The organism is Candidatus Laterigemmans baculatus (assembly GCF_010367455.1).
Lineage (GTDB): Bacteria > Planctomycetota > Planctomycetia > Pirellulales > Pirellulaceae > Laterigemmans > Laterigemmans baculatus.
Genome location: NZ_WRPR01000014.1, coordinates 1 through 15,255, shown reverse-complemented (window position 1 = coordinate 15,255; position 15,255 = coordinate 1). Strand labels below are relative to the sequence as shown.

Below are 15,255 nucleotides of genomic sequence, written 5' to 3'. Positions count from 1 at the left end.
CCCAAAGTGAAATCGTCGCTGAGGAAACCCTCCCCGGGCCTAAGAGCCCGACCCTCCCGCGGAGCGGGAGGGTGATGATGGAACGCAATGTTCGGCCAGAGCCTACTCCGATCGCTCCGCCCGCGTCGCGACGACGAGCTGGACGAAATCGTAGAACGCGTGGGCGGCAATCGGCACCAGCAGATTGCCGCTCCACACGAGCAGCATCGCGAGATATACCCCGATCACCGCGGTCACCACGACGTACGCCGGGGTGATCGGATGCGCCAAGCCGAAAGCGATCGATGAGAGCACGATCGCCATCACCAGCGTCGGCGTCTGCCAGTGCTCGATCGGCCCGGCCAGCGACATCATCAGCCACCCTCGAAAGAGCAGCTCCTCGCCGACTCCCGCCGCGAGCGAAATCAGACCCAGCTCGCTCACGCTGAACCCGGAGAGCATGCCTAGCAGCCGCTCTTCGGTCTCTTCCCGTAAGTCGCGGATCGAGTCGATCGGCAACCGTTCGACCAGCTGAATCAGGAGCAGCATCGGGACGGCGGCGAGGATCCCAAACCCGATGCCGCGAGCTAGCTCCCCGTACTCGTGGATCCGTGGCACCCGCTCGCGAGGGTCCGCTCCCCAGGCCCAGCTCAACAGAATCGCGGCGAGCCCCAAGGCCAGTTCCAACCCGACGGCTGTCAGCAGAACGGGCGGCGGGTCCTGGTTCCGCTTGGATTCCTGCTCCAGCGGCTCGTCATCGTCTTCCATCAAGTGGTCCCGGCGGGGAAGTGGTAGCAGCCGACATCCTACCATCCTCGCTGCCGTTGGCCGGGGAGCCAATCACTCGGGGCGGTTCGCGACTTCGAGTGGGGGCAGGACCCCCATGTAGGCCATCAAGTCGCTGATCTCCTGCAGCGAGAGCGAGTCGAGCAACCCCGAGGGCATGATGCTCGAGGAGCTGGGCAGGATCTGATCGACGTCCTGGGCTTTGACCGTGCGGACTTCGTTGGCCGCGTTGCGAATCGTCAGCTCGCCGTTGGACGCCTCGGCGACCAGACCGACGTAGACCTTGCCATCGAGGGTCAGCACGCGGCGGTTGACGTACTGGTCGCTGATCACGTGCGCCGGGTAGAGGATCGACTCGAGCACTTCCCGCTTGGTGAATCGGCGGGCGATTTGCGTCAGGTCGGGACCCACCGAGTCGCCTTGGTCGCCGAACCGGTGGCAGGCGGCACAACTGGCGGCGCGGTAGACGTCACGGCCTTTGAGCGGATCGCCGTACCGGCCCGCTTCGCTGGTGATATAGGTCACCAGTTGGTCGAAGTCCCACCGCGACTCCTCGTCGCTGGTCGGCAATTCGGCAGCCGGGCGATCGGGATAGGCTCGGGCATACCATTTTTGCCAGCCGCGCATGTCGAGCGGTTCGCCGGTGTCCGACTGGTAGCCGGTCCAGTGGGTGAGCAGCCGCGTGGCCGCAGCCGGTGTGCCGCCATCCTTCTCCGCTCGCAATCCGAGCAGGATCACCTGCCGGAGCGCTTCCGGGTCGTCGGTGGCGACGCGGACCTTGGCCAACTGGTTCATCACATCCTGGGCGGCCGCGCTCTCGAGGATATTCAGGCTGCGGACCAAGTAGTCCCAGTTCTCTCCATCGGGATGCAAGGCGAGCCCCATCGCGACCGTTTGGCGGCGCTCGGGCTCCTCCCGCCAGACTTTCCGCAGGTAGGCGAGCGAAGCATCGTCACCGGCGGCCGAGAGCATCGCGACGACTCCGGTTCGCAGGCGCCGATAGACGTCTCCCTCCGGATTCTCGACGGTCTCGATGTTCTCATCCAATTGGCGGAGGATCGCGGCGGTCGGCTCGTCGACCGGCTGGGGCAGCTTGTACATTGCAGCCAGAGCCGCGTTGGGCCAATCGACCCCTTTCTCGAGAATCGTCCGCGCATCCTCGACGCTCAGCACTTTGCGGCCGAAATCGCGGGTAACGTGCATCAGGTACAGCGGGATCGAGCTGCCGGCTTGCTCGCGGGCCGCGGTCTCGTAGAACTTGAGCAGCTCGAATTGTTCGGCCGGCGTCCACTCGGTATCGAGGAACCGCAGGTGCATCGCGACGTCCAACCGCTCCTGGTGCGGGGCGTCGCTCTGCAGGTATTCGAGGGCTCGCTCGCCGAGCGAGTCGGAGCCGAGATAGGCGGCGATGCGGATCAGCTCGCGGTTCATCCGAGCTTCGCCCGAGGGGAACTCTTCGGCAATCTGCAGCGCCAGCGGCTGTACCTCCGACGGTTCGACTTTGCCCAAGGCAAGGGCGACTTCGGTGGTCCGCAGCAGGTCGATGAATTCGCTGTCGCTGAGGAAGCCTTGCATCGTCTTGCTCATTTTTTCGAGCACCTGCAGCGCCGTATCGTGCTGCGGGTCGGCGATCACGAGGGCAAGCGAACCGAGGATCGCGATCGACGGTTTCTCCGCTTCGAGCACATCGCGCCGCCACTGCTCGGTCGGGATCCGTTCGAGCAGTCGGCGAGCGGCGAAGGCGACGCTACGGTCTTCTTCAGCCAGCAGCGGAAGGACTTCGCTCGGTTCGGGGAGCTGGTTGCTGCGGAGCATCGCTTCGCAGGCCATGCGGCGGACCCGCGCATCGCGATCGGCGAGCATGTCGCCCAGCCGAGTCGCGGCCCGCGGGCCGGGGTGCAGTCCCATCAGCTGAGCGGCTTTGGCGCGGACCGGCTCCGAAGCGGCTTTGCTCAGCTCGAGCAACAAGTCCTCGCTGGGGACCGGGCCGAAGAGCTGCATCAGGTCCATCGCCCGAGTGCGGTAGTGGGGCGGATTGTCGTCGCTGTAGGCCACGCCGGCGACCAGCTCGCCCCATTCGCTCCCCAGCTCGCTCTTAATCCCGGCGATCGCTTGGCGACTCCAAGCGGCTTCGATCTGCGGTTGGCGAATCGCCGCGGCGATTCCGCTGCCGAGGTTCTTGACCCGCTCCGGAACCGGCCCGTCCCAGACGACGCGGTAGATGCCACCACCGGTGCCTCGTCCGCCGGTGCAAAAATACATCGAGCCGTCGGGAGCGATCGCCAGGTCGGTCACGTTCAGCGGCTGACCCTGCAGGAAGACTTCGCTGTCGGCTTTGAAGGTGGCTCCCTGGCGCTCGAGGCGGACGCTCAGAATGCGTCCCTCCGACCAGTCGGCCAGGAACAGGGTGTTGTGGTAACGGACCGGGAACATGAAATGGTCGTAGACGACCGCTCCGGTCGGGGATCCGCGGCCGGTCTCGAGCACCGGCGGGAGGCGGTCGGCATAGTAGTTCGGCCACTTGGCCCAGCCACTCCGCCAGCCGTACTCGCCCGCTTCGGCGATCTCGAACAGCGCGGTCGGACGATACCAGGTGCTCCCGATGTCCGACTCCATATCGCTGTCGTGAACGAACAAACCGCCATCGGGATGGAATGCCAAGTCGTAGGCATTGCGGATTCCGCCAGCGATCGTCTCCACGGTGCGGCCGTCGATGTCGGTGCGGATGACCGTTCCGCCCGGAGCTTTCACTCCGCGAGCGTGTCCACCCGGATCTTCGTAACGCGGCAGCAAGTCCCCTTCGTAAGAAGCCCGCAGCGTCGTGCCGTCGCCTGCCTCGGCGTCGGCTTGCATGTGGTTGCCGACGATGCAGTAGATCATCCCGTCGCCGCCGAGCGCCAACCCGTGGGGGCCGTGTTCGCCGGGGGTGCCTTTGAACTTCACAATCGCTTTGACCTGATCGAGCGTTCCATTGCGGTCGCCGTCGGTCAACCGATAGAGGGCCATTCCTTCTGGCCCCACGCCAGTGACAAAGACTTCGCCATTGAGCGGCAGAATGCCCTGGACCGACTCGACTTGATCGCAGTAGGTGCGGACCTCTTCTGGAACTCCGTCACCGTCGCGGTCGAAGATCAGCAGCAACGGACCTTGCTCGCGAGCCGCGATGATGTGGCCGAACTCGTTGAAAGCCATTGCGATCAGCGGACCCGTTGCCTCGTCCTCGAGAACTCGTTGGACGCTGAAGCCGCTCTGGATTTGGAACCGTTCGCTCTCCTGGTGTTCGGTTTGGGCGACGACCTCCTCGCGGCGATCCCAAGGGACGGTGTCGCCCAGCTTGCCATAAGAGTTCGCGGTCCCCCAGGTGCGGTCGTTGTAGAGAGCGGTTTGCCACAGCGGCGGGGCCTGCGGCGTGCTCTTCCAGCTGGCGTCGCTGCTGAACGCGTACCACTGGCTCGAGCCCTGCGGTTTGATGTCGACTCGAGCGACCAGCGCGGCGGTGTTGCCTCGCGTATTGTCGACCTTGACGGCGACCACGTTGCGGCCGACCGCCAGGTAAGGCGAGATGTCGTATTTGTCCATCTTCCGCGACGAGCGTCCGGTGCCGACGCGGCGACCATTGACGAACAGTTCGTAGACGTCGTCGGCGGCGATTGTGACGCGACCTTCGGAGGGCGTGCGGAGATTGAGCGGCTTGCGGAAGTAGCCCGTGTCGCCCACGGCCACCGATTCTTTGGGGACGCCGCTCAGCCAGATCCACTCCGCCTCCTCTGCAGACGCCAGCGACGCTGCCCAGCTGAAGTAGAACAGCGGAATCGTCCAAAGCAACAAGAACCGTCTCAGGCAGCCATCCATGGCCGGAGCTTCCAGAATACGAGGAAGGTAGATCCGTGGGTCTCAGCACAGGGCAGTACGCGAAAAGTCACGTCGATCGCAAGAGCAAAACCGGTCGTTTGAGACCAAAGGTGGGGATGCTGAGTGAGAAAGCTCGGGAACGGGACACCGCGGCGATCGATCGGGAACGAACATCGGGATTGCAACCTCCGCCTTTCTCACCCTTGTCGCTTATCTTTTTGCTATCGCGGTGCTGTTGCCGCGGGTCTCCTATGCCACGCGAACTTTGCCGGCTTAATCCAGACGGTCGGCAACGCTGTTCTGGTCCGCTACGGACGAAAGGAATCGGCAAGGCAGTTCGACCGCGGCTCTCGTGAACTATATCCTCTACTGCTAGCGCTGGTGCTCGTCGTCTCCCTTGTGTTGTTCTGAGGCTGCCCAATGATCCTGCTTCGCACCTTTGGGCTAGGACGCCTGCCGTCCGAAGCAGGTTGGCTGATTCCACACCCGTCAAGAGTGATCGAATGCGAACACCTTTCGTGCTGGGTCACCTATCGTGATTTTCGTGCCCCCGGACGTGCTTGTAATTGGAAGCGACAGTGGTTTGCGGGGTCGCTCGCCCTGTCCGAAGATCGATTGATCGCGTTTCAATGGCGAAGCCGCTTGTTCAACACAGGCGTCGATGACCCAAGGTTTAGCGGGCTTGCGATCACCGCTGAAGATCAGACGCTAATTGTCTCTCTGAATGCATCGCTGTACCGTGACGACTGGTCCGGGTTTCTCGAGTATCAATTTCGCACACCGGAGGCGGATCGAATCGTGTACCTCCTTCGCCAATTGCGGCGGAGGTCCAGTCTCGCGTCGTTCTGAACCCAACGGAGCGAGCTTCCAGTGGCTCTAACTCAATGTCGGTTGTCCGATGTTCACGACGGTTCGCCCCACAAAACCATGAACCATATCCGCCCTGCAACAGACTGCGATCTAAACGCGGTTGCAAGTATTTTTGAACACGCCATTCTTTCGGCTGATTGGCTGCCTCGCCCGTGGACGTTAAAGTGCGTCGACGCCAATAAGTTGGCCTTCTCGTTTTATTTGTCGCGGGGGTGGAAAGTCATCGGTACCGGGGACGGCGAGCATGGAAAGCACTCCGTTCTGCAGTCTGCGGGTTGATCGGTCGCATCTTCAGTCGCTGCAGTCACCGTTTTGCCGGTGATGGCTTCAGACGTTCCTCGTCGGTGGTAGCCGTTCAATGACGTTCAGTTTGCTGCGTGTGTCCCTTCTCTTGTTCGCTGCCATTGGTTTCGTCTGTGGAGATGCGGCCTCGGCGGCGGAGCGGCCGAATGTGCTGCTCATCTTGGCCGACGACCTGGGTTACTCAGATCTCGGGTGCTATGGCGGGGAGATTCAAACTCCCAACCTGGACGGCTTGGCCCGCGACGGGGTGCGGTTCACGCAGTTCTATAACACCGCTCGCTGCTGGCCGACGCGGGCGGCGCTGCTGACCGGGTTCTACGCCCAGCAGGTCCGTCGCGACACGGTGCCCGGAATCGCCAGCGGCGGCCGGGGAGTGCGGCCCGAGTGGGCGCCGCTGCTGGCCGAACGATTGCAACAAGCCGGCTATCGCACCTACCACTCGGGCAAGTGGCACATCGATGGAATGCCGCTGGAGAATGGTTTTGACCGCTCGTATTACCTCCAGGACCAGGGGCGGTTCTTCAATCCCCGCGTGCATTATCTGGACGACCAGCGGTTGCCGGCGGTGGAGCCGGGAAGCGACTTCTATGGGACAATCGCGATCGCCGATCACGCGGTCGACTGTCTGCGGGAGCATGCCGAAGACCATCCCGAGCGGCCGTTCTTCCACTACCTAGCTTTCACCGCACCCCACTTCCCGCTGCATGCGCTGCCCGAGGACATCGCCCGCTACCGCGAGACCTATCAGCGTGGCTGGAAGGAGCTGCGTGACGAGCGGTGGCGGCGGATTCGAGAGTTGGGGCTCGTCGAGGCGGAGCTGTCGCCGGTGGAGCGGGAACTCGGGCCGCCCTACGATTTTCCGGAGGCGATCGCCCAGCTCGGCCCAGGGGAGACGAATCGCCCCGAGCCGTGGGGGGAGCTGACGGCTGAGCAGCAAGAATTCCAGGCTACGAAGATGGCCATCCACGCCGCGATGGTCGATCGCATGGACCGGGAGATCGGCCGCGTGCTCGAGCAGCTTCGGGCTAGCGGGGCGCTGGAGAACACGCTGATCCTGTTTCTCTCGGACAACGGAGCGAGCGCCGAAATCATGGTCCGCGACGATGGCCACGACCCGGCGGCCCCGCCCGGTTCGGCCGCCAGTTACCTGTGCCTCGGCCCGGGCTGGTCAACGGTCGCTAACACCCCGTTTCGCCGCCACAAGACGTGGGTCCACGAGGGAGGAATCGCGACGCCGCTGATCGCCCACTGGCCTGCCGGGATCTCGGCCGCCGGCCGCGTGACTGACGAGCCGGGGCACGTGATCGATCTGGTGCCGACGATTCTCGAGCTGACTGGTCTGCCGCCCATCGACAGCGGCAGTGATGCGGCGGCTCCGCAGTTGCCTGGTGCGAGTCTGCTGCGGGTGTTGAAAGGGGATGCGGCGGAGGCAGGCGATGCCGAGCCGACGGAGCGCACTCTGTGGTGGCTGCACGAAGGAAACCGGGCGATTCGCGCTGGCGACTGGAAGCTGGTGGCGGCCAAAGGGGAGCCGTGGGAGCTGTATGATTTGAGCCGCGATCGGACCGAGACAGTTGACTTGGCCGCCGAGCATCCCGAGAGAGTTCGCGAGCTGGAAGAGCAGTGGACGGAGATGCACGAGCGGTTCGTGGAGGATTCGGTAGGAGGAGCGGTTGGGCGGTAGGGAGTTGTCGGAAGCGCGGCACTTCGTCCCCAGCCCGAAGGGCTCTGACAGAACAGCCCAGGGCACAGCGTCGCGGCGAAGCCGCAGAGCGCCGCCCTGGGTTTCGGGGCGCACCGGCGCGAGAAGCCCTGAAGGGGCGGTACAGGCTCAGACGCGTGGTGCGGAGGTGTGTTTCGCCCTTTCAGGGCTGTTGGGGGTGCGGGATTCGCGTGACCCAGGGCGTCGCTCTGCGGCGTTGCCGCGGCGCTGTGCCCTGGGCTGGATTGTTTCGGCCCCTGCGGGGCGGAAAGACTCCGAACCAATCCAAAGTGGCGTTGTCCAGCTAGGAAAATATCGAAATCTTGGCTCCCGCCGATCCTGCACCCTTCCCGCGGCTGATTGGCCCTCTTAGGTTTGTTCAGTAGGGAACTGTACGTACTGGCCTCGAACCCGCAATGGTCTGCATAGACGCGGCATGACGACCACCGAAATCACGATCAAGGGTGCTCGCGAACACAACCTCCGGGGCGTCAACCTGAAGCTGCCGCGGGGGAAAATGATCTGCTTCACCGGGGTTTCCGGGAGCGGCAAATCTTCGCTCGCCTTCGACACCCTGTACGCCGAGGGCCAGCGGCGGTACGTCGAGTCGCTGTCGAATTACGCCCGGCAGTTCATGGGGCAGATGCCCAAGCCGGACGTCGATCTGATCAGCGGCCTCAGCCCGGCGATCTCGATCAGCCAAAAATCGACGGGCAATAACCCCCGCAGCACCGTCGGCACGATCACCGAGATCTACGACTTTCTCCGCGTCCTCTACGCCCGCGTCGGCACCGGCCATTGTCCCGAGTGCGGGACCGAGATCACGGCCCAGACTCGCGAGCAGATTCTGGCCCGGATCCTGGCCCTGGAAGCCACCTCGACGCTCTCGATCCTCGCGCCGCTGGTGCGGACGCAGAAAGGGGAGTTCAAGGATCTGTTTGAAGACCTCCGCAAGCAGGGCTACGCGCGAGCGCGGGTCGACGGCGAGGTGTTTCGGCTGAGCGAGCCGCCACAGCTTGATCGCCAGCGACGTCACGACGTGGACGTGGTCATCGATCGCTTGACCCCCGACTCGCGGACCCGCGGACGGTTGGCCGAGGCGGTCGATGCGGCGCTGAAGCTCGGCGATGGTTCGGTGCTGGTCCACATCGGCGAAGCGGGAGTCAGCGATGCGGACGCCGTGGGGGGGCACGATCTGCTGCTCTCCTCCCGCTACGCCTGCAGCGATTGCGGCCGCTCCTTTCCACCTCCCTCGCCGCAGCTGTTTTCGTTCAACAGCCCGCAGGGGATGTGCACCGGCTGCGACGGGCTGGGGCGGCTGTACACGTTCGTCCCCGAGCTGCTGATTCCCGACCCGTCGCTGTCGTTCAAACGGGGAGCGATCACGCTGGTCGGCGAGTGGAGTTCGCTCGGTCGCTACAAGCGGCACGTCTACAAGAGCGTGGCCGAGACGCTCGAGCGGCACTGGGAGTTGGAGCCGGGGATGATGCTCTCGACACCCTGGCAGGACCTGCCGGAGCGAGTCCGCACGGCGTGGCTCTGGGGGACGGGCGATCTGCACATCACGTTCACTTGGCGAGGCGGTGCGAAGCCGACCAAGTACGGCGGGAGCTTCGAAGGGGTGATCCCCGAGTTGCTCGACCGCTACCGCACGACCAAGAACAAGATGCATCTGCGGTCGCTCGAAAAGTACATGGACACGCTCCGTTGTCCCGATTGCGACGGTGCGCGGCTGAACCCGCAGGCCCGAGCGGTGACGCTGCACAGCAAGCATCCCAGCTTTGGCGACCACCCCGACCTTTCACTCCCCGCAATCTGCGAGCTCTCGGCCGATCGCTTGGCGGAGTTTTTCGCCGAAGTCGAACTGGGGGAAACGGCGGCGATGATCGCCGGCGAAGCGCTCAAAGAAATCCGCACCCGGATCGGGTTTCTGCTCGGCGTCGGACTCGACTACCTTTCGCTGGCGCGGACCGCTCCGACGCTCTCCGGTGGAGAATCGCAGCGGATTCGGCTCGCCGGGCAGATCGGCAGCGGCTTGTCGGGCGTGCTCTACATTTTGGACGAGCCGTCGATCGGGTTGCACCCGCGCGACAACGATCGCTTGATCGACACGCTGCTCGCGCTCCGCGATCGCGGCAATACGCTGGTCGTGGTCGAGCACGATGAGGACACAATTCGGGCCGCCGATATGGTGGTCGATTTTGGCCCCGGCCCCGGCGTCCGCGGGGGAAAGATCGTCGCTAGCGGCTCGGTCGACGCGATCGCCGCGGCGAAGCAGAGCGTGACGGGGCACTTCCTCTCGGGCTCGGAAAAGATCGAGGTCCCGGCCAAAACTCGGCCGATCGACGGGCCGCGGCTGACGATTCGCGGGGCAGCCCACAACAACCTTCGCGGCATTGACGTCTCCGTGCCACTCGGCACGCTGGTCTGCGTCACGGGAGTTTCGGGGAGCGGCAAATCGTCCTTGATCGGCGACGTCCTCGAGCCAGCCCTCCGCAACGCGCTCAACGGTGCCGAGCTCGAGCCGGGCGAACACGCGGGCATCGACGGCCTCGAACATCTCGACAAGACGATCGCCATCGACCAGTCGCCGATCGGCCGCACGCCCCGCTCGAACCCAGGGACTTACGTCAAAGTCTTTGACGAGATCCGCAATTTGTTTGCGCGGTTGCCGGAAGCGAAAACGCGTGGCTTCAAATCGAGTCGCTTCAGCTTCAACGTCGACGGTGGCCGCTGCAGCGCTTGCGACGGCAACGGCGCCACCAAACTCGAGATGGACTTCCTGGCCGACTTGTGGATCACCTGCCCGGTCTGCGAAGGGCATCGCTACAACCGTGAAACGTTGGCGGTGAAGTTCAAAGGGCACTCGATCGCTGACGTGCTCGAACTCGATGTCGCCCAGGCCCTCAAACTCTTCAAAAACATTCCCAAAGTTGCCGGCGTGCTGCAGACGCTCGTCGACGTGGGGCTGGAATATCTCAAGCTCGGTCAACCTTCCCCGACCCTCTCGGGCGGCGAAGCCCAGCGAATCAAGCTCTCTCGCGAGCTCGCCAAGAAGTCGACCGGGAGGACGTTTTACGTTCTCGACGAACCGACGACGGGGCTGCATTTTGCCGACATCAAACTGTTGCTGGGCGTGCTCCACGGATTGGTGGAGCTGGGCAACACGGTGCTGGTCGTCGAGCACAATTTGGACGTGATCAAGACGGCCGACTACGTCATCGATCTGGGGCCCGAGGGAGGAGCCGGTGGCGGGACCGTGGTCGTCGCGGGAACTCCTCGCGAAGTCGCCGCCTGCGAGGCTTCCTACACGGGCCGTGCTCTGAAGCGGTTGTTCGACGGCGAGAGCAGCCGGCCAGGGCTGACCCGCTCCTCTGCAAAAGGGCCAACTGCGAAGGGGATGGCTGCAAAGGGGAAGGGAGCGATTGCCGGGGAGCTGCTCGACGCCGAACTCGATCCGGGCCGATTGGTCGTCGAGGGAGCTTCGCAGCACAACCTCAAGTCGGTCGACGTCTCGATTCCTCGCGATGCGATGACCGTCTTTTGCGGGCCTTCGGGAAGCGGCAAGTCGTCGCTGGCGATGGACACGATTTATGCCGAGGGACAGCGGCGATACGTCGAGTCGCTCTCGTCCTACGCGCGGCAGTTCATCGGCCAGATGCAGAAGCCGAAGGCGGAGCGGATCGAAGGGCTCTCGCCGGCCGTGGCGCTGGAGCAAAAAAATCTCGGCCACAGCCCGCGGAGCACGGTCGGCACGGTCACCGAGATCTACGACTATCTGCGGATTCTGATGGCTCGGCTGGGGACGATGTACTGTCCCGATTGTCAGCTCCCGGTAGGAACGCAGACCGCCGACCAGATCGTCGACAAAGTCCTCACGCTCCCCGAGGGGACGCGGTTCCTGTTGCTCGCCCCGCTCCGCCGCGATCCCGGCCAGGATCCGCAGGAGTTATGGCAGACGCTGCGGAGCAACGGCTTTGCCCGCGTTCGTGTCGACGGCAAAACCTACCCGCTCGACGCGGCTCCCGAACTCGATCCTCGCCGCCAGCACCAGTTGCAGTTGGTCGTCGACCGGTTGACGCTGCGGGCGGACGATCAGACGCGAATCACCCAGAGCGTCGAGTTGGCGCTGGGAATCGGCAGTGGCGTGATTCAGATCGCGGTCGCCAGCGCCGAACGGGATGAACCGCTGTGGGAGACGATCACCCACAGCCAGCACCTCGCCTGCGAATCGTGCGGCCGTTCGTTCAGTCCGCTGACGCCGCACCATTTCTCGTTTAACACGGCCGTCGGTTGGTGTCCGCAGTGCGAAGGTCTGGGGCGGCAGACCGGAACCAACCCCGCGGCGCTATTGCGTGATCCGCGGATGACGCTGGCCGACGGAGCGCTGTTGCTGTGGCCGAGCTTGGACGCCAGCGTCTCGCGGTGGATGCTCGGCGCCCTGTCGCGACAGACCGGAATACCGCTCGACGTGCCAGTCGATGAGCTGTCGGTGCTGCACCGCCGCAAGCTGTATCACGGCACGGGCGATTTGTGGATCGAGGTTCGCCCGAGCGACGTCGATGCAAGCACAGCCAAGTCGGCGGACGAAGCTCGGCATTCAGCCGTTCTGTTCCGTTACCAGTTCAAGGGGCTTTATCCGGCGCTGGATGAAGCGGCGCGGCTCTCACCGGGGCTGCGGACGAAGCTGGAAAAGTTCACCGACGAGATCGACTGTTCGGCTTGCGATGGCACTCGGCTCCGCGACGTGGCTGCGGCCGTGCGGTTCGACGGGCTGACGATTGGCGACTTGGTCCGCATGCCGCTCGACCGCTTGGATGAAGTGGCCCGGCGGTGGAAGCTCGATGCCCGCGAGCGGCGGATCGCGGGCGAGCTGATTCGCGAGGTGCGCCAGCGCGTCCGCTTCCTGCTCGACGTGGGACTCGACTACCTGACCCTCGGCCGTCCCGCAGCGAGTCTTTCCGGAGGCGAGGCTCAGCGAATTCGGCTCGCCGCCCAGCTTGGCAGCGGGCTCTGTGGCGTGCTGTACGTGCTCGATGAACCGACGATCGGGCTGCACCCACGCGACAACGAGCGGTTGGTCGGAGCACTGCACCGGCTCCGCGATCTGGGCAATACGCTGCTGGTCGTCGAGCATGACTTCGACGTGATCGCCGGCAGCGATTACCTCTGTGACTTCGGCCCCAAGGCGGGACGCCACGGTGGCGAAATCGTCGCGGCCGGAGCGCCGAGCGAGATCGATCCGGAGGGACCGAGCGCGACGACCGCTTACATCACGGGCCACCGCTCGATTCCCGTTCCCTCGAATCGCAGGACCAGCGGCGGAGCCAAACCGCAAGCGGTGCTCAAGATCCTCGCGGCGAGCGAGCACAATCTGCGGTCGATCGACGTCACCCTTCCACTCGGGTTGTTCGTGGCGGTGACCGGGCCTTCGGGGAGCGGCAAATCGACGCTCATCAACGATATCCTTTACCCGGCGCTGGCCCGGCGACTGCATCGTGCGTCGCTGCGCCCCGGACGCCATGGATCGATCGAGGGGATGGCCTCGATCGACAAAGTCATCCGCGTCGACCAGTCGCCGCTCGGCAACACTCCGTCATCGAACCCAGCGACTTACACCGGGGCGTTCGATCTGATCCGTCAGCTGTTCGCGAAACTGCCCGAGGCGCGGGCCGCCGGCTATACCGCTCGCCAGTTCAGCTTCAACGTTCCCGGCGGTCGGTGCGAAGCATGTGAGGGAACTGGCCAGCGAAAGATCGAGATGCACTTTTTGCCCGACGTCTGGGTGCAGTGCGAGGATTGCCAGGGGCACCGCTACACGCCCGAGACGTTGGCGGTCCGCTATCACGGTTACAGCATCTCGGAGATCCTCGACCTGCCCTGTGGCGACGCGCTGCGGGTCTTTCAGTCGCAGCCCAAGATCGCTCGGATCTTGCAGACGATCTGTGACGTGGGGCTCGACTATGTGACGCTCGGCCAATCCGCTCCCACGCTCTCGGGCGGCGAGGCGCAGCGGGTGAAGCTGGCTGCGGAACTGGCTCGGCCCGACACCGGCCGGACGCTGTATCTGTTGGACGAGCCGACGACGGGGCTGCACTTCGACGACATCGTGAAATTGCTCGGCGTCCTGCAGCGGCTGGTCGATCTGGGGAACTCGGTCGTCGTGATCGAGCACAACTTGGATGTGATCAAGTGCGCCGACTGGATCATCGACATGGGCCCCGAAGCGGGTGCCGGAGGCGGATCGGTCGTTTGCGAAGGGACGCCCGAAGAGGTCGTCGCCTATGCCGCGTCGGCCAAGAAGGGAGGTCGTCGCGGCAAGTCGGCCGCACCACGGCTTCGCAGCTACACCGGAGAGTATCTGGCCGAGATGCTCGAGAAGAGTCCGCATGAAGTCCGCACGCCGTTCGATCCCGAGCAGTACGCTCGCGAGCAATTGGAGCTGCAGAAAGCTCACGCCCAAGCGGAGGCTGCCACCGAGACTCTGTGGGAGCTCGATGGACGAAGCTGGCATCTCGACGATCCCAAGGACCGCACCGGAGCCCCGGTTCGCTGGGATAAGGAACTGCTGCGGAAGCTGATTGAACGGATCGAAGCGACTGGCCGCTTCGCCCCGACGCACTTCAACCACCGCAGCATCATCGAAGTCGCCGGCTTGGCCGACCATCCCGAAGCGGCCACGCCGATCCGCCGCGGCCAGGATGCTCCGTTCCATCGCAAACATTGGTTTCTGCATGCGTTCAGCAGCGAATCGTTGTGGTTGAAGCTGAAGTTCCGCGTCCCTCGCGGGACATTCCGCAAGCAGGAACTGCTCGACGCGTTCGACCTTCCGACGCTCAGCCAGATGAATCTGCCAGAGATCTACTCGAGTGAGGCTCGGGCGCGGGTCCGCAGTACGCAGAAGTATCAAGAGATCGAGCTGCGACTGTTTAAGCTCGAGGAGTTGGAGCTGCCCGAGTTCGATGACTTCCTGGCCGCTGCGATCGAATCGTACTGCGGCGGACCGCCTCCCACGCCACCGGCTCGCGGCGGCGGGTCGCTTGCTCAAGCCGTGGCTGTCGATGGCAATGGGAAAAGCTCCACCGCGATCCATGGCTCGCGAGGTTCGGCCGTCGCTGGTGCGACCCAGCCGTGGCGAGTGCTCGGTCGCCGCTGGCACACGCTCCGTAAAGGCTTCCCCACCGGTCAGCCGCCGGAGTGGCCGCTGGAGCTCGCCGACAAGACGCTCGACCTGTTCGAAAAACTCGCTGGCGGCGAATCGCTGCGCTACGAGTCGGCCGAGCATGTGACGATCCAGCCACCGCAGGCGAGGGTCGCGTGGGCCGCGGTGGAAACCAAGCAGCCTGGAGCGTTGCGGGTGACGATCGCCGGGCCGAGCGAAGCGATCGATCTCGAGGCGCTGGAGAAAATCGGCACGCGGGGAACCGTGGAAGTGGGAGACGAAGGTTTCTCCAACGTCACCTTCCACTTCAACGAACCGGCGCAGATCCGCAATCGAATGCTGCACCAGTTCCTCAAAACTCACCTCAGCAAAACCCTCGACGCGTGAGCCGAGGGGGCATAAGACGCGGGGCTGCAGCGGCCGGTCGAAAGACACCCTCCCCCCGGAGGTCGTGCAGTTTTTAGCCCCCTCTCCCCCGAAGGGAATCGCGGCAATCGCTCAACCTTCACCCCCGAACATTTTCGCGATTCTCTTTGGGGGAGAGGGCTGGGGTGAGGGGGTCTAAGCGGCCGGCTACGGCCCCCTCACCCTAACCCTCTCC

Annotated in this window: 5 protein-coding genes; 3 read left to right on the top strand and 2 right to left on the bottom strand. The window is 64.3% G+C overall.

Features of this window, described 5'->3' with window-relative positions:
• Positions 1-102 precede the first annotated feature (102 nt).
• A complete protein-coding gene (locus GNK13_RS02920; protein WP_164100947.1) occupies positions 103-747 on the bottom strand; it encodes a CPBP family intramembrane glutamic endopeptidase in 645 nt (214 codons plus the stop codon).
• 72 nt (positions 748-819) lie between these two features.
• A complete protein-coding gene (locus tag GNK13_RS02915; protein ID WP_164100946.1) occupies positions 820-4,617 on the bottom strand; it encodes a DUF7133 domain-containing protein in 3,798 nt (1,265 codons plus the stop codon).
• Between the two features lie 420 nt (positions 4,618-5,037).
• Here GNK13_RS02915 and GNK13_RS02910 point away from each other — a divergent pair, with 420 nt between their 5' ends.
• The 3 genes from GNK13_RS02910 (at position 5,038) to uvrA (ending at position 15,041) form a co-directional block, all read left to right on the top strand.
• The gene (locus GNK13_RS02910) at positions 5,038-5,466 is read left to right on the top strand and encodes a hypothetical protein (protein WP_164100945.1); all 429 of its coding nucleotides are present in this window, start codon (positions 5,038-5,040) and stop codon (positions 5,464-5,466) included.
• A 379-nt stretch (positions 5,467-5,845) separates the two neighbouring features.
• Positions 5,846-7,474, top strand: coding sequence for an arylsulfatase (locus GNK13_RS02905; RefSeq protein WP_164100944.1), 1,629 nt, complete (start codon positions 5,846-5,848; stop codon positions 7,472-7,474).
• A 454-nt stretch (positions 7,475-7,928) separates the two neighbouring features.
• Complete coding sequence (uvrA, locus tag GNK13_RS02900; protein WP_164100943.1) at positions 7,929-15,041, top strand: excinuclease ABC subunit UvrA; 7,113 nt, start codon at positions 7,929-7,931, stop codon at positions 15,039-15,041.
• The last annotated feature ends 214 nt before the right edge of the window (positions 15,042-15,255 follow it).